The 24,397-nt window shown below is 63.9% G+C and carries 24 protein-coding genes, 1 tRNA gene and 1 other RNA gene; 15 read left to right on the plus strand and 11 right to left on the minus strand.

All coding sequences use genetic code 11. The features are described 5' to 3' along the window. Nucleotides 1-60 precede the first annotated feature (60 nt). The 5 genes from ACR9ZC_RS22845 to ACR9ZC_RS22865 all read left to right on the plus strand — a co-directional run bounded on the left by ACR9ZC_RS22845 (nt 61) and on the right by ACR9ZC_RS22865 (nt 2,345). Complete coding sequence (locus tag ACR9ZC_RS22845) at nt 61-429, plus strand: ATPase (protein ID WP_481582015.1); 369 nt, start codon at nt 61-63, stop codon at nt 427-429. Next, nucleotides 426-740 carry a cell division protein ZapA gene (locus ACR9ZC_RS22850; protein WP_331568393.1) on the plus strand — a complete coding sequence of 105 codons (315 nt, stop codon included), beginning with the start codon at nt 426-428 and terminating at the stop codon, nt 738-740. Before ACR9ZC_RS22845 ends, ACR9ZC_RS22850 begins: the two co-directional genes overlap by 4 nt. A gap of 77 nt (nt 741-817) precedes the next feature. Continuing rightward, nucleotides 818-999, plus strand: a non-coding RNA gene (gene ssrS / locus ACR9ZC_RS22855) — 6S RNA. 109 nt (nt 1,000-1,108) lie between these two features. After that, nucleotides 1,109-1,567 carry an EVE domain-containing protein gene (locus ACR9ZC_RS22860; protein WP_331568392.1) on the plus strand — a complete coding sequence of 153 codons (459 nt, stop codon included), beginning with the start codon at nt 1,109-1,111 and terminating at the stop codon, nt 1,565-1,567. A 40-nt stretch (nt 1,568-1,607) separates the two neighbouring features. Further along, nucleotides 1,608-2,345, plus strand: coding sequence for an SIMPL domain-containing protein (locus ACR9ZC_RS22865; RefSeq protein ID WP_481582016.1), 738 nt, complete (start codon nt 1,608-1,610; stop codon nt 2,343-2,345). A gap of 65 nt (nt 2,346-2,410) precedes the next feature. Here ACR9ZC_RS22865 and lgt read toward each other — a convergent pair whose 3' ends face one another. Both lgt and ACR9ZC_RS22875 read right to left on the minus strand, forming a co-directional pair. Next, entirely contained in the window at nt 2,411-3,310 is a 900-nt protein-coding gene (gene lgt / locus ACR9ZC_RS22870) for a prolipoprotein diacylglyceryl transferase (protein ID WP_481582017.1), read from the minus strand. A gap of 91 nt (nt 3,311-3,401) precedes the next feature. Next, nucleotides 3,402-4,370 carry a LysR substrate-binding domain-containing protein gene (locus tag ACR9ZC_RS22875; protein ID WP_481582018.1) on the minus strand — a complete coding sequence of 323 codons (969 nt, stop codon included), beginning with the start codon at nt 4,368-4,370 and terminating at the stop codon, nt 3,402-3,404. Between the two features lie 204 nt (nt 4,371-4,574). Here ACR9ZC_RS22875 and ilvD point away from each other — a divergent pair, with 204 nt between their 5' ends. Continuing rightward, nucleotides 4,575-6,248, plus strand: a complete 1,674-nt coding sequence (gene ilvD, locus ACR9ZC_RS22880) for a dihydroxy-acid dehydratase (RefSeq protein WP_481582019.1) — start codon at nt 4,575-4,577, stop codon at nt 6,246-6,248. 9 nt (nt 6,249-6,257) lie between these two features. Here the strand turns inward: ilvD and ACR9ZC_RS22885 are convergent, their stop codons facing one another. From ACR9ZC_RS22885 to ACR9ZC_RS22895, 3 genes are all read right to left on the minus strand, one after another. Then, nucleotides 6,258-7,013 carry a DUF2486 family protein gene (locus tag ACR9ZC_RS22885; RefSeq protein ID WP_481582020.1) on the minus strand — a complete coding sequence of 252 codons (756 nt, stop codon included), beginning with the start codon at nt 7,011-7,013 and terminating at the stop codon, nt 6,258-6,260. Nucleotides 7,014-7,123: 110 nt separating this feature from the next. Next, nucleotides 7,124-7,540, minus strand: coding sequence for a DNA polymerase III subunit chi (locus ACR9ZC_RS22890; RefSeq protein WP_481582021.1), 417 nt, complete (start codon nt 7,538-7,540; stop codon nt 7,124-7,126). A gap of 40 nt (nt 7,541-7,580) precedes the next feature. Beyond that, nucleotides 7,581-9,092: a leucyl aminopeptidase gene (locus ACR9ZC_RS22895; protein WP_481582022.1), complete on the minus strand. Its 1,512-nt coding sequence runs from the start codon at nt 9,090-9,092 to the stop codon at nt 7,581-7,583. A 132-nt stretch (nt 9,093-9,224) separates the two neighbouring features. On the opposite strand from ACR9ZC_RS22895, the gene lptF reads away from it, so the two are divergent. The 4 genes from lptF to ACR9ZC_RS22915 all read left to right on the plus strand — a co-directional run bounded on the left by lptF (nt 9,225) and on the right by ACR9ZC_RS22915 (nt 13,108). Further along, nucleotides 9,225-10,322 (plus strand): LPS export ABC transporter permease LptF, encoded by a 1,098-nt coding sequence (gene lptF, locus ACR9ZC_RS22900; RefSeq protein WP_331568384.1) that lies wholly within the window; start codon nt 9,225-9,227, stop codon nt 10,320-10,322. 4 nt (nt 10,323-10,326) lie between these two features. After that, complete coding sequence (gene lptG, locus ACR9ZC_RS22905; RefSeq protein ID WP_331568383.1) at nt 10,327-11,475, plus strand: LPS export ABC transporter permease LptG; 1,149 nt, start codon at nt 10,327-10,329, stop codon at nt 11,473-11,475. A 19-nt stretch (nt 11,476-11,494) separates the two neighbouring features. After that, a complete protein-coding gene (locus tag ACR9ZC_RS22910) occupies nt 11,495-11,890 on the plus strand; it encodes a sirohydrochlorin chelatase (RefSeq protein WP_481582023.1) in 396 nt (131 codons plus the stop codon). Between the two features lie 288 nt (nt 11,891-12,178). Further along, complete coding sequence (locus ACR9ZC_RS22915; protein WP_481582024.1) at nt 12,179-13,108, plus strand: HAD family hydrolase; 930 nt, start codon at nt 12,179-12,181, stop codon at nt 13,106-13,108. A gap of 37 nt (nt 13,109-13,145) precedes the next feature. Here the strand turns inward: ACR9ZC_RS22915 and cobA are convergent, their stop codons facing one another. From cobA to ACR9ZC_RS22945, 6 genes are all read right to left on the minus strand, one after another. Continuing rightward, nucleotides 13,146-13,919, minus strand: coding sequence for a uroporphyrinogen-III C-methyltransferase (gene cobA, locus ACR9ZC_RS22920; protein WP_331568380.1), 774 nt, complete (start codon nt 13,917-13,919; stop codon nt 13,146-13,148). Nucleotides 13,920-13,984: 65 nt separating this feature from the next. Then, nucleotides 13,985-15,298: a sulfate adenylyltransferase subunit 1 gene (locus ACR9ZC_RS22925; protein WP_481582025.1), complete on the minus strand. Its 1,314-nt coding sequence runs from the start codon at nt 15,296-15,298 to the stop codon at nt 13,985-13,987. 43 nt (nt 15,299-15,341) lie between these two features. Then, nucleotides 15,342-16,304: a sulfate adenylyltransferase subunit CysD gene (gene cysD / locus ACR9ZC_RS22930; RefSeq protein WP_481582026.1), complete on the minus strand. Its 963-nt coding sequence runs from the start codon at nt 16,302-16,304 to the stop codon at nt 15,342-15,344. An 81-nt stretch (nt 16,305-16,385) separates the two neighbouring features. Beyond that, nucleotides 16,386-17,174, minus strand: coding sequence for a phosphoadenylyl-sulfate reductase (locus ACR9ZC_RS22935; RefSeq protein WP_481582027.1), 789 nt, complete (start codon nt 17,172-17,174; stop codon nt 16,386-16,388). Further along, a complete protein-coding gene (locus ACR9ZC_RS22940; protein ID WP_331568232.1) occupies nt 17,171-17,707 on the minus strand; it encodes a DUF934 domain-containing protein in 537 nt (178 codons plus the stop codon). The genes ACR9ZC_RS22935 and ACR9ZC_RS22940 overlap by 4 nt, the downstream gene beginning before the upstream one ends. Before the next feature lie 41 nt (nt 17,708-17,748). Continuing rightward, nucleotides 17,749-19,428: a nitrite/sulfite reductase gene (locus ACR9ZC_RS22945; protein WP_481582028.1), complete on the minus strand. Its 1,680-nt coding sequence runs from the start codon at nt 19,426-19,428 to the stop codon at nt 17,749-17,751. Nucleotides 19,429-19,637: 209 nt separating this feature from the next. Here ACR9ZC_RS22945 and ACR9ZC_RS22950 point away from each other — a divergent pair, with 209 nt between their 5' ends. The 5 genes from ACR9ZC_RS22950 to eutC all read left to right on the plus strand — a co-directional run bounded on the left by ACR9ZC_RS22950 (nt 19,638) and on the right by eutC (nt 24,372). Next, nucleotides 19,638-20,579: a CysB family HTH-type transcriptional regulator gene (locus ACR9ZC_RS22950; protein WP_481582029.1), complete on the plus strand. Its 942-nt coding sequence runs from the start codon at nt 19,638-19,640 to the stop codon at nt 20,577-20,579. A 29-nt stretch (nt 20,580-20,608) separates the two neighbouring features. After that, the gene (locus ACR9ZC_RS22955; RefSeq protein ID WP_481582030.1) at nt 20,609-21,769 is read left to right on the plus strand and encodes an ABC transporter substrate-binding protein; all 1,161 of its coding nucleotides are present in this window, start codon (nt 20,609-20,611) and stop codon (nt 21,767-21,769) included. Between the two features lie 146 nt (nt 21,770-21,915). After that, nucleotides 21,916-22,000, plus strand: a tRNA-Leu gene (locus ACR9ZC_RS22960). Nucleotides 22,001-22,177: 177 nt separating this feature from the next. Continuing rightward, on the plus strand, nt 22,178-23,557 hold the full coding sequence (locus tag ACR9ZC_RS22965; protein WP_481582031.1) for an ethanolamine ammonia-lyase subunit EutB: 1,380 nt from the start codon (nt 22,178-22,180) through the stop codon (nt 23,555-23,557). Beyond that, complete coding sequence (gene eutC, locus ACR9ZC_RS22970; protein ID WP_481582032.1) at nt 23,554-24,372, plus strand: ethanolamine ammonia-lyase subunit EutC; 819 nt, start codon at nt 23,554-23,556, stop codon at nt 24,370-24,372. Before ACR9ZC_RS22965 ends, eutC begins: the two co-directional genes overlap by 4 nt. Nucleotides 24,373-24,397 lie beyond the last annotated feature (25 nt).

A 24,397-nucleotide genomic window follows, 5' to 3' on the forward strand; every position in this document is an offset into this window, starting at 1 on the left:
AAGGATCGGATGCTCGCGTATTCCGCGCTAAAATGCGCAAGTCTTTAGAGGACGCAGCAGATGCTCACCGAACTCGAAACCCTGTCACACAACATCGGCCGGCTGATCGCGATCAACGAACGCCATCAGCAGGCCCGCCACGCGCTCGAAGAGCAGCTTGCGCAATTGCGCGCGGAAAACGACTCGGCCCACGCCGAGCTCGAACTCCTGCGCGACGAACGCAATGCCTTGCAAGTCGAGCGCGATACATTGCTTGCCAAGATCGACGATGCGCAGGTGCGCCTGAACGCCATTCTCGAAAAACTGCCGCGCACGAAGGGCCCGTACGAAGGCGATAACCAGCTCGATCTGCTCGCCGAACCGGGCGAGCGCGAAGCGCCGCACGGCAATTCGGCGAACGCGGCGGCTCAGCAGGGAGAAAACGCATGACGACGAAGCAGATCGAAGCGACGATTCTCGGGCAGACGTACCGTCTTGCGTGCTCCCCCGAAACCGAAACGCAACTGCTCGACGCCGTTGCGCGCGTGGACGCCGAAATGACGAAAGTCCGCTCAGTGAGCAGCGTGCGCGGCACCGATCGCATCGCGGTCATGGCAGCCCTCTCGCTCGCGTCGGAACTGGTCAAGCTGCAAGAAAGTATCCGGCATGGGGAAGCATTCCCGGCCGAGGAAATCAGGCGTACAATGCGTCAAATGAACGAACAGCTTGGCGCGGTGCTGGAGCAAAGCGAAGCGCGATAGCCGTTGCATGAGGCACGACGCTTCGAGCACTGGTGGTTGTGACTGTTCGGTATGTTGAGCTTTACACAAGTTTTACGGCTTCCCTGCCTGGTTCGCCAAGGTCATAAATTCCTTGAACCAATGCCATGTGCACGGTTGCGGAAATTTGCAGCACGGGTGTGCGCGTCACTCTGTCTGATGTACCCGAAGTGCGGCTAACTGCGACCAATTCTGAACTCCCGGTTCAGGATGCCGGCCTAGCGGCCAAGGCGGGGACTTTATTCGACGGCATCGGTTCGACCGATGCCGTTTTCATTTGCGGCGCGAGAAGGCCAAAACTACCGGGCCGTGTTGGTTTCATCCACCGTTGAACGCATTCAATCGACCCTATGCGCTATTGGCTGATGAAGTCCGAACCGGACGAAGCGAGTATCGACGATCTCGCCACCGCTTCCTCGCGCACGCTCCCCTGGACCGGCGTACGCAACTATCAGGCGCGCAACTTCATGCGCGATACGATGCAGCTCGGCGACGGTGTGCTTTTTTACCATTCGAGCTGTCCCGAGCCCGGCATCGCGGGGATCGCCCGCGTCGTCTCCGGCGCCTATCCCGATCCGACGCAGTTCGACCCCAAAAGCGTGTACTTCGATCCGAAATCGACACGCGAGTCGCCGCGCTGGATGCTGGTCGACGTCGAGTTCGTCAAGAAAATACCGCTCATTTCGCTCGCCGAGCTGCGCAAACATCGCGAGCTCGCCGACATGCGCGTGCTGGCGAAAGGCAACCGTCTGTCGATCACACCCGTCACCGAAGCCGAATGGCGCTTCATCACCGAACGGCTGGCGTGAACCTCATCCATCGATTTTTCCAAGAAAAAGGACCTGAGAGATGACAAGAACGACCGCCACTGTTTTCACGCTCGTTGCCGCCGCCGCACTGACGTGTGTTGCCCCATTCGCAACCGACGCGGCGCGCGCGGCCACGCCGCCGTCCGCGGAGAGCGCGCCGGCCGGTGTGTTGTCGCTATCCGCGCAGGCGAGCGACGAAGTGCCTCAGGATGTCGTCGACATCACGCTGTTTTACGAACAGGAAGCCGCCGATGCGGCTTCATTGACGGATGCCCTCAACAAACGCACGGCCACGGCGCTTGCGCAGGCAAAGAGCGTGACCGGCGTGAGCGCACGTACGGGCGCGTTTTCGATCTATCCGTCGACCGATCGGAATGGCCGCATTTCCGCTTGGCGCGGACGCACGGAAGTCGTGCTCGAATCGCGCGATTTCGCCGCGGCGTCGAAGCTTGCCGGGCAAATGAATACGTCGATGCAAGTTGCCAATGTCTCGTTTTCATTGTCGCCCGAAGCGCAGCGCACGGCGGCCGAACACCTGACCCGGCAGGCGATCGACTCGTTCCGCAAGCAGGCCGAATCGGCCGCGCAGGCGTTCGGTTACAACGGCTACACGATACGGCAGGTCAACATCGGTCAGGAAGCGCCGCCGCCGAGACCGCTCTTCGCCATGCGCGCGATGGCCGCGGCGCCCGCCGCGGAAGCGGCGCCGCTGCCCGTCGAAGGGGGCAAGGCGCGTGTGAGCGTGAATGTCTCGGGTTCGGTGCAAATGACGCGGTAGGCGCGGTTCCCGCTCATTGCCGGCTTGCGCTGGCGCCAGCCAGCGCTGCCGTCCGCGCTGCCGCCTCAGCGGGCAAGTGCGGCAGGTGCCTTGTCCGCGCGACGGTACGACCACGCGAACAGTACGATGCCCACGACGATCATCGGCAGCGAGAGCCACTGCCCCATCGACATGCCGAGCGCGAGTAGCCCGAGGAAGTCGTCCGGCTCGCGCGCGAACTCGACGATGAAGCGGGCCAGCCCGTAGCCCATCAGAAACACGGCGGAGGTTGCACCGACGGGCCGTGGCTTGCGCGAGAAAAACCAGAGCACGAAAAAGAGCACGATGCCTTCGAGCGCGATCTCATAGAGCTCCGACGGGTGCCGCGGCAGCATATGGTACTTAGCGAAGATTTCGCCGAGATGCCAGCGCGCCGCGAGCTCGGGATGCGCGATGAGCCAGCGCGCGTCGTCTTCCGTCGCGCTCTGAAACAGCATCGCCCACGGCGCGTTCGGATCGGTCACGCGGCCCCAGAGCTCGCCGTTGATGAAGTTACCGAGCCGGCCGGCCGCGAGCCCGGCGGGCACCATCGGCGCGACGAAATCCGTCACCTGCAGCCAGGTGCGCTTGCGCTGGAACGCGAACAGCATCATCGCGAGCGTGACGCCGAGAAAGCCGCCGTGAAACGACATGCCCCCCTGCCAGACCTTGAAGATGTCGAGCGGATGCATGAAGTAGTAGTCGGGCTTGTAAAAGAGCACGTAACCGAGCCGCCCGCCGACGATCGTGCCGAGCACGCCGTAGAACATCATGTCGTCGATATCGCGCACGCTCCAGCCTTGCGCGGCGACATGCGGCAACCGCAAGCGCAGCCGGCCGACGACGATCGCCATCGTGAACGCGACGAGGTACATCAGGCCGTACCAGCGCACGGCGAGCGGTCCGAGATGGATCGCCACCGGATCGAAGTTGGGATGAATCAGCATCGTATAGGCTTAATTGGCATAGAACGGTTGATCGACGGGTAGGACCGCGACGGGCGGCCCGCGCCCGGGCGGCGGCGGCGCGACGCCACGGTCATGCCGACGCATTCGCACCGGCGTTCGCCGCGAGTGCCGCGGCGTGGCCATGCACGACATCCAGGAACCCGGCCAGCACGGGACTGACATCGGCCGTGCGCCAGACGAGCCCGGTCTCGACGATCGGCGCACGCTCGGCCAGCGGCCGGTAGACAACGCCGGTGCGGCGCAAGTTGCGCAACGACTGCGGCACGAGCGCCACGCCCATGCCTGCCGAGACCAGGCTGACGATCGTTTGCATCTGAATCGCCTCCTGGCCGATGCGCGGCGTGAGCCCCGCGGCACCGTAGCAGCCCGTAATGATGTCATAAAACCCCGGCGCCAAACGACGCGGGAAGATCACGAGCGGCAACTGGGCCAGATCGGCGAGCGTCACGGGTGTCTCGTCCCACTCGGGCGGCTCCCCATGCCGATTGCGCGAGCGCACGCGCGCGGCAGTGCTGGGCAGCGCGGCGATAAGCGGCTCGCGCATGACGGGAAGGTAGGTCAGCGCGGCCGCGTGTCGCGGCGGCAAAGGCGCGATGACGAGCCCCGCGTCGACGCGGCCCGCCACGAGCTCGTCGATCTGCACGTCGCTCGTCGCTTCGGCAAGCTGCAGCCGCACACCGGGGTAGCGTCCTGCGAATTCGCGCAGAAGCTGCGGCAACAATCCGTAATCGGCCGTCGAAACGAACGCCAGTGCCAACGTACCGGCCTCGCCCCGCGCCAGGCTTTGCGCGAGGGGGCGCAGGCCCTCCGCCGCGGCCAGCAGCTTGCGCACTTCCGGCAGCAGATCGGCGCCTACCGGCGTGAGCTCGACGGTACGCTTCGTGCGCGCGAAAAGCGCGACGCCGAGTTCCTCCTCGAGTGCGCGGATACTTTGCGAAAGCGGCGGCTGGGTCATCGCCAGCCGCTTGGCGGCACGGCCGAAGTGCCGCTCCTCGGCTACAGCGACGAAGTAACGCAATTGCCGCAGATCGGGCGTCATGGAGGGCTCCCTTCCCTTTCGGGTTTCGATCGACTGATATGTTTTTCGACTTAATCAGCCCTCAATAATATATTGGACACGCGTATCGAGTCAGGGCATTCTGGCGCCACCCCACGCAAAGCTGCTGCGGCATGCGGCCAATGCGCCCGCATCAGGCTTTGCGTGCACGGCATCTACAGGCAATCGAACGAACCCGGAGTCCCCATGGCTTACAACCGTCGCTCGCAAAACATCACGCAGGGCGTTGCCCGCGCGCCGAACCGCTCGATGTACTACGCGCTCGGCTACAAGAAGGACGATTTCGACAAGCCGATGATCGGCGTCGCCAACGGCCATTCGACCATCACGCCTTGCAACGCGGGCCTGCAACGCCTCGCCGATGCCGCCGTGAGCGCCGTGAAAGACGCGGACGCCAACCCGCAGATATTCGGTACGCCGACGATCTCCGACGGCATGTCGATGGGCACCGAAGGCATGAAGTACTCGCTCGTCTCGCGCGAAGTCATCGCCGATTGCATCGAGACTTGCGTGCAGGGTCAATGGATGGATGGCGTCGTCGTCATCGGCGGATGCGACAAGAATATGCCGGGCGGCATGATCTCGCTCGCGCGCATGAACGTGCCCGGCATCTACGTCTACGGCGGCACGATCCGTCCCGGCAATTGGAAGGGCAAGGATCTGACGATCGTCTCGTCGTTCGAGGCCGTCGGCGAATTCACGGCCGGACGCATGTCGCAGGAAGACTTCGACGGCATCGAGCAAAACGCCTGCCCGAGCACCGGATCATGCGGCGGCATGTACACGGCCAATACGATGAGCTCGTCGTTCGAGGCGCTCGGCATGTCGCTGCTCTACTCGTCGACGATGGCCAACCCCGACGATGAAAAAGTCACGTCCGCGGCTGAGTCGGCCCGCGTGCTGGTCGAGGCCGTCAAGCGCGATCTGAAGCCGCGCGACATCATCACGAAGAAGTCGATCGAAAACGCCGTGGCCGTCATCATGGCGACGGGCGGTTCGACGAACGCGGTGTTGCACTACCTCGCGATCGCGCATGCGGCCGAGGTCGAATGGACGATCGACGATTTCGAGCGCGTGCGCCAGCGTGTGCCCGTCATCTGCAATCTGAAGCCGTCGGGCGAATACGTGGCGACCGATCTGCATCGCGCGGGCGGCGTACCGCAAGTCATGAAGATTCTGCTCGACGCGGGCCTGCTGCATGGCGATTGCATCACGATCACCGGCAAGACCCTCGCCGAAGAACTGAAGGACGTGCCGAGCGTGCCGCGTGCCGATCAGCAAGTGATTTTCCCGATCGACAAGGCGCTTTACAAGGAAGGCCACCTCGCCATTCTGAAGGGCAACCTCGCGACCGATGGGGCCGTCGCCAAAATCACCGGTCTCAAGAACCCCGCGATCACGGGCCCTGCACGTGTATTCGACGACGAGCAAAGCGCGCTGGCCGCGATTCTTGCAGATCAGATCCGGCCCGGCGATGTCCTCGTGCTGCGCTATCTGGGCCCGCAAGGCGGTCCCGGCATGCCCGAGATGCTGGCACCCACGTCGGCGCTGATCGGCAAGGGCCTCGGCGAATCGGTCGGGCTCATCACCGACGGCCGTTTCTCGGGCGGGACCTGGGGCATGGTGGTCGGTCACGTCGCCCCCGAAGCATTCGTGGGCGGCACGATCGCGTTCGTTCAGGAGGGCGATTCGATCACGATCGATGCACACAAGCTGCTGTTGCAGCTGAATGTCGACGATGCCGAACTCGAACGCCGCCGCGCGGCGTGGAAGCAGCCGGCGCCGCGCTACACGCGGGGCGTGCTGGCGAAGTACGCGGCGCTCGCGCGGCCCGCGAACAAGGGCGCGGTCACCGGCTGACGCCGGGCACTATTGCGCGCCCGGGCGGCGCGATGCGCGGTGCGCCGCGAGTTCCTCGCGCACCGCGTCGCGCACCCAGCCCACCACCTCCCCTTCGAGGGCGAGCGCGACTTCACGCGTCACTTGCCGGACGAGCCAGCTCGTGTGCTCCTGCAAAGCCTCGCGGCAACGTGCTTCTATGACCGCTCGCCCTTCCTCGCGCAGGTAGCCTGCAAACCGCACGCGCAGACGCTCGGCAAGCTGCTCCGCATCGCGTTCGGACAAATCCTCCGCGGCAGGCAGTTCGACGGCAGGCGCGGCTGAAGATAGCGGCGCCGAGGCCTGAGCCTGTTGTTGCGCCGTTGCGTCTTGCGCTGCTTCGGCTTGTCGCTCCGCTTCAGCTTGTCGCTCTACCTCTGCCTGTCGCTCTGCCGCGGTCGATGCCTCGATCGGCGCTTCAACTGGCGTATCGGCAGGGGCTTCGGCGGATATCGATGGTGCAGCGGCAGCCGGCTCGACAAACTCCTCGATCTGCGCGGCTCGGACGGCTTCGGTGCTCGACTCCGTCGGGCGGCGTGCCTCATGCTGCTCCACGGTCGCGAACGATCGCGCCGATTCGTGCATCGACGGCTCGCTTCGCGTCGCGGCATCGGGCTCGTGCTGTGCCGTAGGGCGCGGCATCGGCGGCCGCCCCGCCACGAGTACATCGGTCAGCACGGGGAGCGAATCGGGATCGCCCGGATCGCTCGAATCGCTCGAATGTTCGGGATGCTTGGGATCGGTCACGATGGGTCTCCCTTTCTCTTGGATCGGCCCGTTAGGCTGGACGGCCCGGGCGTTTGCGCCACGATGGCATGCCGGCCTTGCGGGTGTCGGACAAACGCTAGTGCGCCATCTCAGGCGCCCTGCTTGTAGTTGTTGAGCGCATAGCCGCGGTCGCGATAAAAGCGATAACGCTCGCGGCCCGCGAGCAACTCCTCCTCGGCATTGCCGACGACTTCGAGCAAACGCTCGAAGCGCGCGAACTGCGCCGGCACCGTCGCACCGAGATTGAGCAGTACGCGATGGTGAGGCGCCGCTTCGAGATCGGTCGCGAGTACCACGGGCGTGCGCTCGGCGAGCGGCTGATCCGCCATGCAGTGCGGCACGAACTCGAGCGGCGAGAAGGTCCACAACCGCTCGTCGAACGCGCGCAGGCGCGCCGCGTCGGCCAGCACGACGATGGGCTGACCGGCCAGGTAGGCCTTGCGGGCGAGCCGGCACGCGTAGAGCAGCGAGTCGCCGACATTCGTATGAAAATCGATGCGCGTCACCGCGGGCTCCTCGTCGCGCAAGAGGCCATGCGTGCCGCCATCACTGCGCGGCGCGGTCGATGAGGAACTGCGTGAGCAACGGCACCGGCCGGCCCGTCGAACCCTTGGCCGCCCCGCTCTTCCATGCCGTACCTGCAATATCGAGGTGCGCCCACGGATAGGCCGAAGTGAAGCGCGACAGGAAGCAGGCCGCGGTGACGCTGCCCCCCGGGCGGCCGCCGATATTGGCGACATCGGCGAAATTCGATTTGAGCTGCTCCTGATACTCCTCGTCGAGCGGCATGCGCCAGGCCGGATCCGCGGCCTCGCGCGCGGCATCGAGCAGCTCGCCGGCCAGCGCGTCGTCTTTCGAAAAGAGTCCGCTCATATGATGGCCGAGTGCGATCACGCACGCTCCCGTCAGCGTGGCGATGTCGACCACGGCCGCCGGCTTGAAGCGCTCCGCGTAAGTCAAGGCGTCGCAGAGCACGAGCCGGCCCTCGGCATCCGTATTGAGGATTTCGATCGTCTGGCCCGACATGCTCGTGACGATGTCGCCCGGCTTCGTGGCCGTGCTGCTCGGCATGTTCTCGCACGCCGGCACGATGCCGACGACGTTCAGCTTCAGGCCGAGTTCCGCAACGGCACGCAGCGTCCCGAAAACGGAGGCCGCGCCGCACATGTCGTACTTCATTTCGTCCATGCCCTCGCCGGGCTTCAGCGAAATGCCGCCGCTATCGAACGTGATCCCCTTGCCGACGAGCACGACCGGCGCCGTCTTGGCGCCGGCGCCCTGATACTGCATGACGATGAATTGCGGCGGCTGGGCCGAGCCGCGCGTGACCGACAGCATCGAGCCCATCTTGAGCGCCTCGAGTTGCTTCACGCCCAGTATCTCGGTCTTCAGATTCCATTCCTTGCCGAGCTTTTTCGCCGTGTCGGCGAGGTAGGTCGGCGTGCATACGTTACCGGGCAGATTGCCGAGATCGCGGGCGAGGTCCATGCCGTTCGCCAGTGCGGCGCCTTCCTTGGCAGCGGCCTTGGCGAGCTTCTCGTCCGCCGCATCGACGCTGAAAACGATGCGCTTGAGGTTGCGTTTGACGGGCTCGGGCTTGCCCTTCATCTGCGTGAACTGATAGGTTTCGGCCCGCAGCGCGAGGATGGCGGCTTTCACGGCCCACTCGCCGCCGCGCTCCTGGATCGGCAGTTGGCTCAGCGTGAACGTGACCTGTGCGATCTTCGTGCCGAGAATGGCGCGCCAGGCGGCGCGCACGGCGTCGCCGTAGGCTTTCTGCCCGAAGCCGTCCTGCTTTCCGAGCCCGACCAGCAGCACGCGCGACGCGCCGATGCCGGAGACCTCCGGCAAAAAGAGGGTCGTGCCGCTCTTGCCCTGCATATCGCCGGCCTTGACGATGCGCGTAATGAGCCCTTTGGTGGCCGTGTCGATCTCGAGCGCCGCCCCGTTCAGGGTTTGCGACTCGAAGACGCCCAGCACGATGCAATCCGATTTGCCCGTCAGGAAACCGTTCGTCGTGCCTTTCGTCCACTCACAGGCTTTTATGCTAAAGTCCATCGCGCTCGTCCTCGGATAAAATTCGGCTACTGCTTTGAAGGAAAGTAGCCGCAATTATCCGCTATTTTTTTGCGGCGTCGGACCGCGACGCACACCGTCCGCGTTCTCCGCCCCCGCCATCTCTCGCCGACAATGATCTTCGAACGCTCCTTGCAGCGCGAGCTCGCATATACGGCAGGCGCCGTTTTCATGGTGCTGCTGACCATCTTTCTGACGACGATGATGATCCGCATCGTCGGCTTTGCCGCTTCGGGCGAAGTGGACCCGAAGGACGTTCTCGTGCTGATCGGGCTCACCGTCATCGGCTATCTCGCCGTGATGCTCGTGGTGACGCTGTTCGTCTCGATTCTGTTCGTCCTGACGCGCTGGTACCGCGATTCGGAAATGGTGGTCTGGCTCGCCTCCGGCGTGAGTCTCACGCGCTTCATCAAGCCGATCGCCACCTTCGCGGCGCCGATGCTGCTGCTCATCGCGTTCTTCGCGTACGTGGGCTGGCCTTGGTCCAACGCGCAAAACAAGCTCATCCGCGCGCGTTTTCAACAACGCGACGAGGTGTCGCTGCTGGCGCCGGGCCAGTTCCGCGAATCGCCCGCGAGCCATCGCGTCTTTTTCGTCGAGAAGATGACGCCCGACCAGGCCAAGGTCGAGAATGTCTTCGTGACGAGCACCGAAAACGGCAAGGTGAGCGTCGTCGTCTCGAAGCAGGGTCACACCGAAACCGAAAAAGACGGCGCGCGATTCGTCGTGCTCGACAACGGCCGCCGCTATGACGGCGAGCCGGGCAAGCCGGACTTCCGCATCATGGAATTCGAGCGCTACGGCGTAAAGATCACGCAACAGCCGGTCGTCAGCAAGCCATCGACAACCGGTCTGCCTACACTCGCGCTGTTGCGCCACCCGAGCAACACGAACCTCGCCGAGTTCGCCTGGCGCACGGGGCTGCCGCTCATGGCCATCAATCTGATGCTGCTCGGGATCCCGCTCGCCTATCAGAATCCGCGTCGCGGGCGCACGATCAACCTCGTCATGGCCGTGCTGATCTTTCTGACCTACTCGAACCTGCTCAACGTCGTGCAGTCGTGGGTCGAACAGGGTCGGATGTCGTTCGTCGTCGGCCTCCTGGGGCTGCATGCGGTCGTGACGGCGCTCGTCGTCGTCGTGTTCTGGCTGCGGGTGCGCAACCGGCCGCTGATCTCTCGCGCGCTGTTCAAGCGCGCGGCAGGAGCGTGACGCGATGCGCATCTACGAAAAATACTTCGCCCGCCAGATCTATCTCGCGTTCATCTTCATCCTGTTCGCGTTCTCGGGGCTCTTTTTCTTTTTCGATCTGATCAACGAGCTCAACACGGTCGGGCACGGCAACTACAAGTTCGGTTATGCCGTGCTGCGCGTCGCGCTGCAAACGCCGTCGCGGTTCTACGAGATCATCCCGGTGGCGGCGCTGATCAGTGCGATCTACGTCTTCGCGCAAATGGCCGCGAGCTCCGAGTACACGATCTTCCGCGTCTCGGGGCTCGCGACCGGGCAAGCGCTTCGGTCGCTGCTCAAGATCGGCATTCCCATCGTGGCACTGACCTACTTCATCGGCGAAGTCGTCGGGCCCTATACCGATCAATTATCGGAGCGCGTCCGGCTCGAAGCGCTCGGCTCTGCCGTATCGACGAATTTCGCGTCGGGCGTCTGGGTCAAGGACACGCTCGGCGCGCGCGAGAACGGCGAGCGCATCACGCGCTTCGTCAACGTGGGCGAGTTGATGCCCGACACGTCGATCAGCAATGTGCGCATTTACGAGTTCGATCCCGGGTTCCGGCTGACGAACATACGCATCGCGCAAAGCGGTCGCTACCAGGGTAACGGCCATTGGTTGCTCAAAGGTGTCACCGATACCGAGCTCACGAGCATCGCGCCGCCCGACGCGCACCCCGCCGACGCGCTGAACCCCGTCTACCGTGCGGCGCAGACGACGCTGCCCGAATATTCGCTGCGCTCGGAGCTCACGCCGCAAATCCTCTCGGTGCTGCTGATCGCGCCCGACCGGATGTCGATGTTCAACCTGTTCCGGTATATCCAGCATTTGACCGAGAATCGGCAGGACACTCAGCGCTACGACATCGCACTCTGGAAAAAGCTGCTCTATCCGTTCGCCGTGCTCGTCATGCTCGTGCTGTCGCTGCCGTTCGCGTACCTGCACACGCGTGCGGGTGTGGTCGGCGTGAAGGTATTCGGTGGCATCATGCTCGGCATGAGCTTCCAGCTCATCAACACGCTTTTTTCGCATATCGGCATGCTCACCACATGGCCCGCGCCGATGACAGCGGCCACGCCCGCACTGATCTACCTCGTGCTGGGCTTCGTGGCGCTGAAGTGGGTCGATCGGCATTGACGTTCGGAGCGCGATCATCATGACGACGGTACGCAACGGCATCGTTCTCTTCGGCCACGGCGCGCGCGACGCACGCTGGGCCGAGCCGTTCGAACGGCTCGCTGCGAAGCTGCGCGGTCTAGCCGGCCCCGGCGCGCGCGTCGACCTGGCATTCCTCGAACTGATGACGCCGGATCTGCCGACGGCCATCGCGGCGCAGGTGGCGGCCGGCTGCACGGTGGTGACGGTGGTGCCGGTGTTCATCGGCATAGGTGGGCACATCCGGCGAGATTTGCCTGCTGTCGTCGACCAATGCCGCGCCGCGCACGCTGGTGTCGAGATTCGCTGCGCTCAACCCGTCGGCGAAGACGACGCGGTACTCGACGCGCTCGCCGCGTACTGCCAACGGCAGATCGGCGTACGCGATCAGCGATAGGGCCAACGCTGACGAGCCGGGTGCCTCGCTCGTGTTCACGAAAGCTCCCCGTCTTCTGCCTTTCCTCGCCGCCTCTCACTGAAAGCCGCACTGCTCGCCTGAGCTTTCGAGAATTCGTTTCCTCCCCCCGGCCTTCGCCTCCATTCCGTTGGAATCAGACGAAGGGTCCTAACATGCGCTCGTTCCAGGTGCATAGCACCGGAAATAAGGCGCCGCTCCGTCGCAGTCCCGCTCCACCCACGTGACGGGCGACGAACGTGCGGTCGAATCTTCGACAGGAGGATTGACATGAGAGTTGGAGACACAGGAGATACACAAGGTGCGTACCAGTCTCGCCACGCAGCAACTCGGCTGTCGGCGGACGGTGATAGCGATACGCTGGACCTCGGTCGGTTGCACACGAGTCATCCCGGCCACCCGCTGGAAGGCCCGCTGAGCCATTTGCGGGCTATGCGCCTCTCGCAACCCGGCGACGCGCCGCGCCTTGCGCGAGCTACGTTCTCGGACGACGGCCGCGACAGCCGATTTGCATCGGTAACGGATGGTGACGGTACGGTCTTCGACAGTGCGCCTGTGCACGCTCAAGCGTGGTGCATCTTCTTCGATCAGTGTTTCAATATCAAGGTCGAAGCCGACGAGCCGAATCACTTCCACGGCAGCGACGAAGAGATCGTCATCCGCGAGATCCGTAAGCGAGAAAATCGCGACCTGACCACGGAAGAACTGAAGCTCTACGAAAAGAAGGACGAGATATTCCGAGACCTCGTCAGGAAGAACGGAATCAAGCCGGTGCGAGGAGCGCCCGAATTTTTCGCGCACGTCAGGACCCATGGGCCGGTCGCGCTGGTGACGAACAGTCCCGGAGAGAGCGTGGACGCGATGAAATACTGGACGGGGACACGCGACGCATTCAGCTACACGGTTACCGGAGATGACGTGATGCAGAAGAAGCCTGCACCGGAAGGCTATCTCAAAGCAGCGGAGTTGCTAGGGGTGCCCCCTGACGAGCTCGTTGGATTCGAAGATACGCCGGGAGGAGAAGAGGCCGCGCTGCGAGCGGGAATACGCGAGATGTATATCGTCGGCAACACGGTTGCGCGGGACGACTTTCCCGCAGCGGTCCATCACCGAATATTCGGAGTGGATTACCACGAGCTGAGTAAAGCTTTGCGGATCCCCGAAGCATTACTGCGGCAGCACCGCATTCCTCGGCTCTGAAGCGCGCCTCGAACCGTAGGCCCGGCGAGAGGGGACGCTAGGCCGCAGCGCGCGCGGGCCGTTCGTCGACCAAGCCTTGCCCGCTGGCGTCCTGTGTCCGCGCCCCACGCTCGGCGAACGCCTCGCCGATCATCAGCAGGCTCGGCTGAGCCGGATCGAGCCACTGCTGGGCTTCGCCCGCCGCGAGCGCTTCGAGCGTCAATGTCAGCGTACGCTCGCGGGCGGTGCTGCAAGCTTCCACGATCGCAACCGGCGTCGCGGCAGCCCGTCCCGCATCGATCAGTTGCTGCGCGATCTCGGGCGCGCTGTCGCGGCCCATGTAGAAGACCAGCGAATCCGCATTGACCTGCTCGCGGATTTCCTGCGAATCCGGTGCGCGGCTGCGCGTGGCCAGCGCCACACTGCGCGAAACGCCCCGCAAGGTCAGCGAGCGCTTGACGGCCGATGCGGCCGCGAGCGCCGCCGTGATGCCCGGCACCACTTCGTACTCGATACCGGCTTGCTCCAGTGCGCGCATTTCCTCGTCCGCGCGGCCAAACAGCATCGGATCGCCACCCTTCAGCCGCACCACGAACTCATGGGTCAGCGCCGCATCGACGATCTGCTTATTGATGAACTGCTGCGCCGTCGAGCGCCGACCGCAGCGCTTGCCGACAGCGATCTTGCGAGCCGTCGGCGCGTATTCGAGCATTTCCGGTTCGACCAGCGCGTCGTGCAGCACCACGTCCGCCATGCCCAATAAACGGGCACCGCGCACCGTAATGAGGTCCGCCGCCCCTGGCCCCGCACCGATCAAGTACACCTTGCCCATACGCCATCCGTCCCGTTCGAGTTCATGCGGCCGTCTGTCGCCTGCTTGGTGAGCCTCAGGCCGCGTCAGGCAGAGTATGCACGAATCATGCCGGCGGCCACCGTATGATGCGTGGCCTCGTCGATGAGCACGAACGCGCCCGTCGCCGGCTGCTCGTCATACACGTCGCACACCACCGGCTTTTGCAGCGTCAGCGACACCCGTCCGATGTCGTTCATCGTCAGCGCATGCCGCTCGCTCGTGTGCGCGAGCGTATGTACGTCGAGCACTTCCTTGACCGCCCCCACACGCGCGAACACCGTGTTCGTCGTCTGCTTGAGCAGATACTTGCGCTGCGTCGATAAGGGCTCCTCGTCGAACCAGCACAAGTCCGCCTCCAGCTTCTTCGCCGGCTGCGGCGCACGCTGCGCCGCCACGAACGTGTCGCCGCGCGAGACGTCCACATCCTCCGTCAGCCGGATCGTCACCGTCTGCCCGGCAAACGCGCGCGTCACCGCCGCCGTGCCGCCCACCACCGGCGCCACGATCTCCGCCACCGTCGCCTCACGCCCCGCCGGCAGCACCGTCACCACGTCGCCCACGCGCACCTCGCCCGCTTCGACCCGGCCCATGTAGCCGCGGAAGTCGTCCGCACTTGCGCCGTCCTGGCGCGCCACCCACTGCACCGGAAAACGCAGCGCCTCGCCCGTGGGCGGCGCCACCGGCAACGCCTCGAGCACGTCCAGCAGCGCCTCGCCCGCGTACCACGGCATGCGCTCGCTCGCCCGCACGATGTTGTCGCCCTTGAGCGCCGACACCGGCACGAACCGCACCCCGTTCAACCCCAGTTGCTGCGCGAGCTGCACGTACGCATCGCGAATCTCGTTGAAACGCGTCTCGCTGTACTCCACCAGGTCCATCTTGTTGATCGCCACGATCACGTGCTGCAGCCCCAGCAGTTTCACGATCGCGCTATGGCGCTTCGTCTGCGGCAGCAGCACCGCCTGGCCCGCCTCGAACGTCACACGCGTCGCATCCACCAGGATGATCGCCGCATGCGCCGTCGACGCGCCCGTCACCATGTTGCGCGTGTACTGCTCGTGGCCCGGCGTGTCCGCAATGATGAACTTGCGCTTGGCCGTGGCGAAATAGCGGTACGCCACATCGATCGTGATGCCCTGCTCGCGCTCGGCCTCCAGCCCATCGGTCAAGAGCGACAAGTCGATCTCGTCGCCCACCGTGCGCTTCATCTTCGCGCGCGAAAGCGCCGAGAGCTGATCCGAAAGCACCGCCTTGCTGTCGTACAGCAGCCGTCCGATCAACGTGCTCTTGCCGTCGTCGACGCTGCCCGCCGTGATGAAGCGCAGCACCCCGAGATCCGCCGGTTCATGTGTGTTCATAAGTCCTGCCTCGTGTCCTTCGTGTCCTTCGTGTGCTGGGCGCTTAGAAGTAACCCTGCTTCTTGCGCTGCTCCATCGCCGCTTCCGACGCCTGGTCGTCCATGCGTGTCGCGCCGCGCTCCGTGATGTCCGTCACCGCCGTCTCGGCCACGATCTTCTCGACGTCGTCCGCATCGCTCTCGACCGGGCACGTGCAGCTGATATCGCCCACCGTGCGAAAGCGCACGCGCGCCTTCTCGCTCGTCTCGCCCTCGCGCAGCGGCGTGAGCGGCGTCACCGGCACCAGCAGCCCGTTGCGCCGCACGATCTCGCGCTCGTGCGCGTAGTAGATCGACGGCAGCTCCAGCTGCTCGCGCCCGATGTACTGCCATATGTCCAGCTCGGTCCAGTTCGAGATCGGAAACACGCGCAGATGCTCGCCCGCGTGCAGCCGCGCGTTGAACAGGCTCCACAGCTCCGGGCGCTGCGCCTTCGGATCCCACTGGCCGAATTCGTCGCGAAACGAGAAGATGCGCTCCTTGGCACGCGCCTTCTCCTCATCGCGGCGCGCCCCGCCGATCATCGCCGTATAACCGTGCTGCGCGATCGTCTCGAGCAGCGTGACGGCCTGCGCGGCATTGCGCGAGTCCGTCTCGCGACGCAACCGCACGGTGCCGCGCTTGATCGAATCTTCCACATGCCCCACCACGAGTTCGGCGCCAAGCTCGGTCGCGCGCCGGTCGCGAAACTCGATCACTTCAGGATAGTTGTGACCGGTGTCGATGTGCACCAGCGGAAACGGCAGCACCGTCTTGCGGTTCGCGCCCAGCCCGAACGCCTTGAGCGCCAAGTGCAGGACCACCACCGAGTCCTTGCCGCCCGAAAACAGCAGCGCGGGCTTGGCGCATTCCGCTACCAGCTCGCGCAGAATGTGGATCGATTCCGCTTCCAGCCAGTCCAGGTGGTCCATGCGGTTCGTCGTGACCGAAAGCGGGGTCGTGGCGGAGGGTTCCAGAATCGTGCTCATATGGGTGTCGTTCCTATCGTTTGCCCGGCCGGCGCCGGTTATCCAGCGTTGCCGCGGGCACTCGTCTACTGCGTTTCTTCGTTATACCGTCGGTTTCGTATCGGCGGGGATCACGCTGATCGGCGGGAGCTGCGACATCGGCGACATATGCAAGCCGCACTCCTTCGTATCGCGCGACTCCCACCACCAGCGTCCGGCCCGGCTGTCCTCGCCGGGGCGGATGGCCCGCGTACAGGGCTCGCAGCCGATGCTCGGATAGCCGCGCGCATGAAGCGGATTCACGGGCACGTCATACTGCGTCAGATACGTCCATACTTCGGCCTCGCTCCAATCGGCGAGCGGGTTGTACTTGGCGATGCCGCGCGCGGCGTCGTGCTCTTCTTCGTGCAGTTCGGCGCGCGTCACCGACTGCTCGCGGCGCTGCCCCGTCACCCACGCATCGACGCCCGAAAGCGCACGGTTCAGCGGCTCGACCTTGCGGATCTCGCAGCAGCGCTTGCGGAACTCGACGCTTTCGTAAAACGCGTTCAGTCCATGCTCGCCAACATAGGCGTCGACCGATTCCGGTTGCGGATGAAACTGCTCGATCTCATACCCGTAGCGCTCGCGCACGCGCGCGATCATGTCGATCGTCTCGGCATGCAACCGCCCGGTATTCAACGAGAAGATGCCGATTGCGGCGCCGCGCGACAAAATCGCATGCGTGAGCACCATGTCCTCGGCCGCGAGGCTGCTCGCGAGCTTGACCTTGCCATCGTGGCGGGCCGCGATCGTATCGATCAGCGCATTCAGGCGTTCGACCTTCGCGGCCAGCTCCGCGCTATCCGCGCGGCCGGCCAGCTCGGCTGGATTGACCACGGTGGCGCTCATGCGCGTTCCTCCGCGGCCGCGGCGCGGCGACGAAAAAGCGGCTGCGGCGTATCGACAGCCGATTGATACTGCACCGAGAACTCGCCAAACGCTTTCAGCGCATCGTGAATGTCCTTGTCCGGCCGGACGGCGAACGCATCGAAGCCGCAACGCGCCATGAAATTCAACTGATCGCGCAGCACGTCGCCGATTGCGCGCAGCTCGCCACGCCAGCCGTAGCGCTCGCGCAACAGGCGCGCGATGCTGTAGCCGCGGCCGTCGCGAAACACGGGAAAGTCCACGCCGATCAGCGCGACTTTCTCGAAGTCGGCAACGAGATCGGCCGGCTCGTCATCGGGCGCGAGCCATACGCCGAGCGATGCCGCGTCGCGCTGCGCAACAAGCGCTTCACGCGCTTGCTTCCACAAGACGAACGGCACGAGTAGGCGACCGGCGGGAAGCTGATCGAGCGTCGGCAGGCTGCCGTCTTCAAGCGCGCGTACGACATGCCAATCGTCCTCGAGCACGGTCCGGTTCTTGATAATCGAAGTCATCTGCGAGTGTTCCTTCTCTTTCCTTCTTGCTCTCGTCGGTGTCAGGCGTGCGCGGGCTGGCGCGACGCGTAGACCCGTTCCTTGAACGGCGCCATACCGATTCGATTATAGGTATCGATGAACCGCTCGCCGTCGATACGATTTTCGACGAAAGTATCGATCACTTTCGTCACGACATCGGGCATTTCCTGAGCCGCGAACGACGGCCCGATCACACGGCCGAGGTGCGCAAGCGTCGCGCCCGTGCCCTGTTCGCCGCCGAGCGTCAGCTGATACCACTCCGAGCCATCCTTGTCGACGCCCAGAATGCCGATGTTCCCGACGTGATGATGGCCGCACGAATTGATACAGCCCGAGATGTTCAACGACAAGTCGCCCAGGTCGTACACGTAGTCGAGATCGTTGAAGCGGTCCTGGATCGCCTGCGCGATGGGCAGCGACTTCGCATTCGCGAGCGAGCAGAAATCGCCGCCCGGGCACGCGATGATGTCGGTCAGCAAGCCGATGTTCGCGGTCGCGAAGCCTTGCTTCTTCGCTTCTTCCCAGAGCGCGAACAGGTCGCGCTTCTTCACGTCCGCGAGAATCAGGTTCTGCTCGTGGGACACGCGAATTTCACTGAACGAGTACTGGTCGGCCCAATCCGCCACGGCTTCCATTTGCTCCGCGGTGGCATCGCCCGGCGCGCCCTTGGCCGGCTTCAAAGACAGCGTGACGGCGGCGTAGCCCGGCACCTTGTGCGGGCGCATGTTGCGCTCGACCCAACGTGCGAACGCCCGGTTTTCGAGCAGATGCTTTTCGAACGATGCGTCCGTATCCGACAACTTCTCGTACGGCTGCGGCTGGAAATGTTGCGCGACTCGATCGTATTCCGCTTGCGTCAGCGTCGAGGGGCCGTCCTTCAGGTGCTGCCATTCCTCTTCGACTTGTTGCGCGAATTTCTCGGGGCCGAGCGCCTTCACGAGAATCTTGATGCGCGCTTTGAAGAGGTTGTCGCGGCGGCCGAAGCGGTTGTAGACGCGCAGCACGGCCTCGCAATACGTGAGCAGATGCTGCCACGGCAGGTTTTCGCGAATCACGGCACCGATGATCGGCGTACGGCCCAAACCCCCGCCCGCGAGGATCGCGCAGACCACCTCGCCCGCTTCGTTCTTCGACAGATAGACGCCCAGATCGTGAATCTGTACCGCAACACGGTCTTCTTTCGATCCCGACACGGCGATCTTGAACTTGCGCGGCAACCAGCTGAATTCGGGGTGGAACGTCGACCATTGGCGCAGGATCTCCGCCCACGGACGCGGATCGACGATCTCGTCGGGCGCCACACCGGCGAACTGGTCGGCCGTGATGTTGCGGATGTCGTTGCCTGAGGTCTGGATGCCGTGCATCTGCACCGATGCCAGGTCCGCCAGCAGGTCGGGCGTGTCCTCGAGCTGGATCCAGTTGTACTGGATGTTCGTACGCGTCGAGAAGTGACCGTAGCCACGGTCGTACTTGCGCGCGATGTGTGCGAGCATGCGCAACTGGTCGCTGCGCAAGTTGCCGTACGGAATCGCGATGCGGTGCATGTACGCGTGGCGTTGCATGTAAAGGCCGTTCTGCAGACGCAGCGGGCGGAATTCATCCTCGCTCAATTCGCCCGACAAGCGGCGGCGGACCTGGTCGCGATACTGCGCGACGCGCTCGTCGACGATAGTCTGGTCGTACTGATCGTATTGATACATTCGGGGACCCCAGGTTGTGTCGCGCCGCGGCCTGGTCCGCGACGCCCGAATTGCTGTCCGTGCCTGCCGGCGCCCGTAATCCGGGCCGCCAGCTCATTTGCTAATGACAAAAACTGCTAAGCGTATTGATAAACGTCTGGGGATCGTAATAAACTGGCCTTATATTTCAAACGACTTAAAAATTGTTTCCTTATGCGCAAGGGTTATAAATGAACCTGCACCAGTTCCGGTTCGTGCGCGAGGCCGTTCGTCAGAACTTCAATCTGACGGAGGCCGCCAAGGCGCTCTACACGTCGCAACCCGGCGTTTCGAAGGCGATCATCGAGCTCGAGGACGAGCTTGGGGTCGACATCTTCACACGGCATGGCAAGCGCGTGCGCTCGCTGACGGAGCCGGGGCGGATCATTCTGGCGTCCGTCGAGCGGATTCTGCAGGAGGTGGAAAGCCTGAAGCGGGTCGGCAAGGATTTCGCCGCGCAGGACCAGGGCAATCTCATCATTGCGGCTACGCATACCCAAGCCCGATACTCGCTGCCGGCTGCCATCGCCGAGTTCAAGCGGCGCTTTCCGAAGGTGCACCTTTCGATTTTGCAAGGAAGCCCGACGCAGGTCGCCGAGATGGTCATGCACGACCATGCCGACATCGCCATCGCGACCGAGGCGATCTCCAACTATAAGGAACTGGTCTCGCTGCCGTGCTTTCAGTGGCATCACGTCGCGATCATGCCCGCGGACCACCCGCTGCTGCAGCGCAAACAGCTTTCACTGGAAGATCTGGCGCAGTACCCGCTCATCACCTACGAAGCCGCGTTCGCCGGCCGGACGAAGATCAACGAGGCGTTCGCGCGACGCAATCTGACGCCCGACGTGGTTCTCGAGGCAATCGATGCCGACGTCATCAAAACCTACGTCGAGTTGGGGCTCGGCGTGGGCATCATGGCCGATATCGCCTTCAACGCGGAACGTGACAAGCATTTGCGCGCCATGCCGGTCGGCCATCTCTTCGGCACCAATCTGACCAGGATCGCCCTGAAACAGGGAGCGTATCTGCGCAGCTATGTCTATACGCTCGTCGAGCTGCTTTCGCCGTCGCTCACGCGCAAGCTGATCGAGCAGGCGCTCAAGGGCGAACACGAAAACTACGAACTCTGAAGTCACAACAACCAAGAGAGAGAGATTACATGGTGTCGACCGCCGCCTTCTTGCGCCGCGCCTTCGCGTGCGCCGCATTTGCGCTCGTCTCGGCAGCGCACGCCGACCTGAAGGTCGGCATCGATTTGTCATCGACGGGGCCCGCCGCCGTCATCGGCATCACGAGCAAGAATGCCATCCAGATGTGGCCGGCCACCATCGCCGGTCAAAAGGCGCAGTACATCGTGCTCGACGACGGCACCGACCCCGGCAAAGCCGTTGCGAACATCCGCAAGCTCATCGATGAAGACCACGTGGACGTGATCGTCGGGCCGAATATCACGCCGGCGGCGCTCGCGGCGCTCGACCCGGTGGCCGCCTCGCAAACGCCGATGATCACGCTGATCGGCTCCGCGAGTGTGGTCGAGCCGCAGGAAGGCAAGCGCATCTGGGCGTTCAAGATGGCGCAGACCGATGGCGCGATGGCCGATGTGATGACGCGCTATATGGCGAACCATGGCGTGAAAACGGTTGCCTTTATCGGTTTCGCCGACAGTTACGGCGATAGCTGGCTCAACGAGTTCAAGCGGTTTGCCGAGCTGCGGCATATCCGGCTTGTCGCGACGGAACGCTTCAATCGCAACGATGCGAGCGTGACGGGGCAGGTACTGAAGCTGATTGCGGCCAAGCCCGATGCGGTGCTCGTTGCGGGTGCCGGTACGCCCGCCGCGCTACCGCAGCGCACGCTCGTCGAGCGCGGGTTCAAGGGGCCGATCTATCAGACGCACGGCATTGCGACACCGGAGTTCATCCGGCTTGGCGGCAAGGAAGTGGAAGGGACGCTCTTTCCGACCCAGCCCGTTGTGGTGGCGCGTACGCTGCCGGCCGATCATCCGGCGAAAAAGGCGGCGCTCGCGTTCGTGACGGCGTATGAGGACACATATGGCCCCGGCTCTGTGACGCAGTTTGCCGGCGATGCGGCTGGTGTTTATCCGCGGTTGGAGGATGCCGTGGCGAGGGCGTTGAAAAAGGCGCAGCCAGGTACGGAGCAGTTTCGCGAGGCGTTGCGGGAGGAGCTCGAGCACGCGCACGAGCTCGTCGTGCCCAATGGCGTCGTGAACACGAGCGCGAAGGACCATGTGGGGCTCGATCAGCGTGCGAGCGTGATGGGGGCGATTCGTGGCGGGAAGTTCGTCTTTATCAGCGAATGATGTCGGGCAGCGGCATCCGCTGAAGGCCCGAAGCTGCCACCGACGGGTGGGATTGTCCAATCGGGCGCTGCGGAATGTTGCCGACGCACGCGTTTTCGGCCATAATCGCGCTCTTCGCCAGCGCATTCTTGCGCCGGCCACCGAAAGCCCAGGTGGTGAAACAGGTAGACGCAGGGGACTCAAAATCCCCCGCCGCAAGGCGTGCCGGTTCGAGTCCGGCCCTGGGCACCAGAACTCTCGCTAATCCTCCGATTTCTCAAAGAATCACCCGCCGACCGGCGTCAATCCGGCGCAGCGTGATGCCGTAGCGCACCTCGATATCCGGCACGGTCAACGGGCAAGCCCCGAGGCCGAACGGCGGCGACGGCGTATAGTGCTTTTTCCATCTCTGCGAGCGAGGGCGCAGGCATGAACTTTCGCGAAACCATCGGCGCGCGCAGCTACTGCTTCGACAGCTTGGCGGCCCTGCTCGCCAAGGCCAGCCCGCGCCGCTCAGGCGACGAGCTTGCCGGGCTCGCCGCCGATTCGGAGGCGGAGCGCGCTGCCGCGAAAATGGCACTGGCCGCCGTGCCGCTTCGTGCGTTTTTGGATGAAGCGGTGATCCCGTACGAAGCCGACGAGGTGACGCGCCTCATCGTCGACGACCATTCGCCTGAAGCGTTTGCGCCGATTGCGCATCTGACCGTGGGCGATTTTCGCGAGTGGCTGCTGGCCGACACCACCGATAGCGCCATGCTGACGGCTGTTGCCACAGGTCTCACGCCGGAAATGGTGGCCGCCGTGTCCAAGCTGATGCGCAATCAGGACTTGATACTCGCCGCGCGCAAGCGTCCCGTCGTCACGCGCTTTCGCAATACGGTGGGATTGCCGGGCCATCTTGCCGTGCGCTTGCAGCCGAACCACCCCACCGACGATCTGAAAGGCATCGCCGCGTCGATCGTCGATGGGCTCATGTACGGCTGCGGCGACGCGATGATCGGTATCAACCCCGCGTCGGATTCGCTAGCTGCTATCACGGCGCTGCTTACGATGATGGATGAATTCCGCCGCGCGTATGACGTACCGACGCAGACATGCGTACTGACGCACGTCACGAACACGCTGGCCGCGATCGAAAACGGCGCGCCCGTCGACTTGATCTTTCAATCGATCGCCGGCACCGAGAAGGCCAATGCCGGATTCGGCGTCTCGCTGTCGCTGCTCGCCGAAGCGTACGACGCAGGTCTGTCGTTAAAGCGCGGGACGGTTGGCAACAACCTGATGTATTTCGAGACGGGACAGGGCAGCGCACTTTCCGCCAATGCGCATCACGGCGTCGATCAACAAACCTGCGAGGCCAGGGCTTATGCGGTCGCCCGCAAGTTCAATCCGTTCCTGACCAACACGGTAGTGGGCTTCATCGGGCCGGAATACTTGTACGACGGCAAACAAATCATCCGCGCGGGCCTCGAAGACCATTTCTGCGGCAAGCTGCTCGGCGTGCCCATGGGCTGCGACATTTGCTACACGAACCATGCCGAAGCGGACCAGGACGATATGGACACACTGCTGACCTTGCTCGGCACCGCCAACGTCAACTTCATCATGGGCGTGCCCGGCGCCGACGACATCATGCTGAACTATCAAAGCACATCGTTTCACGATGCGCTCTATGTGCGGCGTCTGCTCGATCTTCGACGCGCACCCGAGTTCGAAGCGTGGCTCGAATCGATTCGCATCACCGACGCGGCCGGGCAGATCCAGCATCAGTCAAGCAAGCCACTGCTCCTCGATTGGATTCCATCATGAAAGAGGAAGGCCAGGATGTGAGGGGTAGGCATACAGGGACGATCGAAGAGAACCCCTGGAGCGCGTTGCGTCGGTTCACCGATGCTCGCATCGCACTGGGACGCTCGGGTGCGAGCCTGCCGACTGCGCCGCTGCTCGCGTTCATCGCGGCGCACGCACAAGCACGCGACGCAGTTCACGCGCCGCTCGACACCGAAGCGCTCAGGCGTGAACTCGATCGGAGGACCCTCGATTCCATCGAAGTGCATAGCGCCGCACAAAGCCGCGAGCAGTACCTGCGGCGTCCCGACCTCGGGCGAATACTTGATGCCCCGAGCGCCGCGGATCTCGCGCAACACGCGACGTCGGCGGAAGTGCGGCCCGATCTGATCTTCGTCATTGCAGACGGACTGTCGGCTCGCGCCGCGGCGTCCCACGCGCTTCCTGTCATCGATCGGACCATCGCACAGTTGAAAGGCTGGCACGTGGGCTCGATTGTCGTGGCAACGCAGGCGCGGGTAGCGATTGGCGACCCCATCGGCGAGCTGCTGAAGGCGAACATGGTGGCGGTGTTGATCGGGGAACGGCCCGGGCTCAGTTCGCCGGCGAGCCTCGGTATCTACCTGACGTACCAGCCGCAAACCGGACGCAGCGATGCGGAACGCAATTGCATTTCGAACGTGCGCCCGGAGGGGCTCAGTTACGATGCGGCGGCGTTCAAGCTTTTGCATCTGCTCGAAGCAGCGCGAACGCGCAAGCTCACCGGTGTCGGGCTGAAAGACGAAAGCGTGTGGGACGGGGCGCTATTGGGTGAGAACGAGAGCGCGCGGCAGTGAGCGTTGAGCTCGCGCCGCGCCCGTT

Source organism: Trinickia sp. HAY1-2D (assembly GCF_056754935.1).

Coding starts and splice junctions, on each gene's coding strand:
- cysD (WP_481582026.1), bottom strand. CDS start 16,304: ATGAGCACGATTCTGGAACCCTCCGCCACGACCCCGCTTTCGGTCACG.
- ACR9ZC_RS22935 (WP_481582027.1), bottom strand. CDS start 17,174: ATGAGCGCCACCGTGGTCAATCCAGCCGAGCTGGCCGGCCGCGCGGAT.
- eutC (WP_481582032.1), top strand. CDS start 23,554: ATGAAAGAGGAAGGCCAGGATGTGAGGGGTAGGCATACAGGGACGATC.
- ACR9ZC_RS22895 (WP_481582022.1), bottom strand. CDS start 9,092: ATGGACTTTAGCATAAAAGCCTGTGAGTGGACGAAAGGCACGACGAAC.
- ACR9ZC_RS22865 (WP_481582016.1), top strand. CDS start 1,608: ATGACAAGAACGACCGCCACTGTTTTCACGCTCGTTGCCGCCGCCGCA.
- ACR9ZC_RS22860 (WP_331568392.1), top strand. CDS start 1,109: ATGCGCTATTGGCTGATGAAGTCCGAACCGGACGAAGCGAGTATCGAC.
- ilvD (WP_481582019.1), top strand. CDS start 4,575: ATGGCTTACAACCGTCGCTCGCAAAACATCACGCAGGGCGTTGCCCGC.
- ACR9ZC_RS22945 (WP_481582028.1), bottom strand. CDS start 19,428: ATGTATCAATACGATCAGTACGACCAGACTATCGTCGACGAGCGCGTC.
- ACR9ZC_RS22965 (WP_481582031.1), top strand. CDS start 22,178: ATGAACTTTCGCGAAACCATCGGCGCGCGCAGCTACTGCTTCGACAGC.
- ACR9ZC_RS22845 (WP_481582015.1), top strand. CDS start 61: ATGCTCACCGAACTCGAAACCCTGTCACACAACATCGGCCGGCTGATC.
- lptG (WP_331568383.1), top strand. CDS start 10,327: ATGCGCATCTACGAAAAATACTTCGCCCGCCAGATCTATCTCGCGTTC.
- ACR9ZC_RS22925 (WP_481582025.1), bottom strand. CDS start 15,298: ATGAACACACATGAACCGGCGGATCTCGGGGTGCTGCGCTTCATCACG.
- ACR9ZC_RS22910 (WP_481582023.1), top strand. CDS start 11,495: ATGACGACGGTACGCAACGGCATCGTTCTCTTCGGCCACGGCGCGCGC.
- ACR9ZC_RS22875 (WP_481582018.1), bottom strand. CDS start 4,370: ATGACGCCCGATCTGCGGCAATTGCGTTACTTCGTCGCTGTAGCCGAG.
- ACR9ZC_RS22940 (WP_331568232.1), bottom strand. CDS start 17,707: ATGACTTCGATTATCAAGAACCGGACCGTGCTCGAGGACGATTGGCAT.
- ACR9ZC_RS22850 (WP_331568393.1), top strand. CDS start 426: ATGACGACGAAGCAGATCGAAGCGACGATTCTCGGGCAGACGTACCGT.
- cobA (WP_331568380.1), bottom strand. CDS start 13,919: ATGGGCAAGGTGTACTTGATCGGTGCGGGGCCAGGGGCGGCGGACCTC.
- lgt (WP_481582017.1), bottom strand. CDS start 3,310: ATGCTGATTCATCCCAACTTCGATCCGGTGGCGATCCATCTCGGACCG.
- ACR9ZC_RS22915 (WP_481582024.1), top strand. CDS start 12,179: ATGAGAGTTGGAGACACAGGAGATACACAAGGTGCGTACCAGTCTCGC.
- ACR9ZC_RS22955 (WP_481582030.1), top strand. CDS start 20,609: ATGGTGTCGACCGCCGCCTTCTTGCGCCGCGCCTTCGCGTGCGCCGCA.
- ACR9ZC_RS22950 (WP_481582029.1), top strand. CDS start 19,638: ATGAACCTGCACCAGTTCCGGTTCGTGCGCGAGGCCGTTCGTCAGAAC.
- lptF (WP_331568384.1), top strand. CDS start 9,225: ATGATCTTCGAACGCTCCTTGCAGCGCGAGCTCGCATATACGGCAGGC.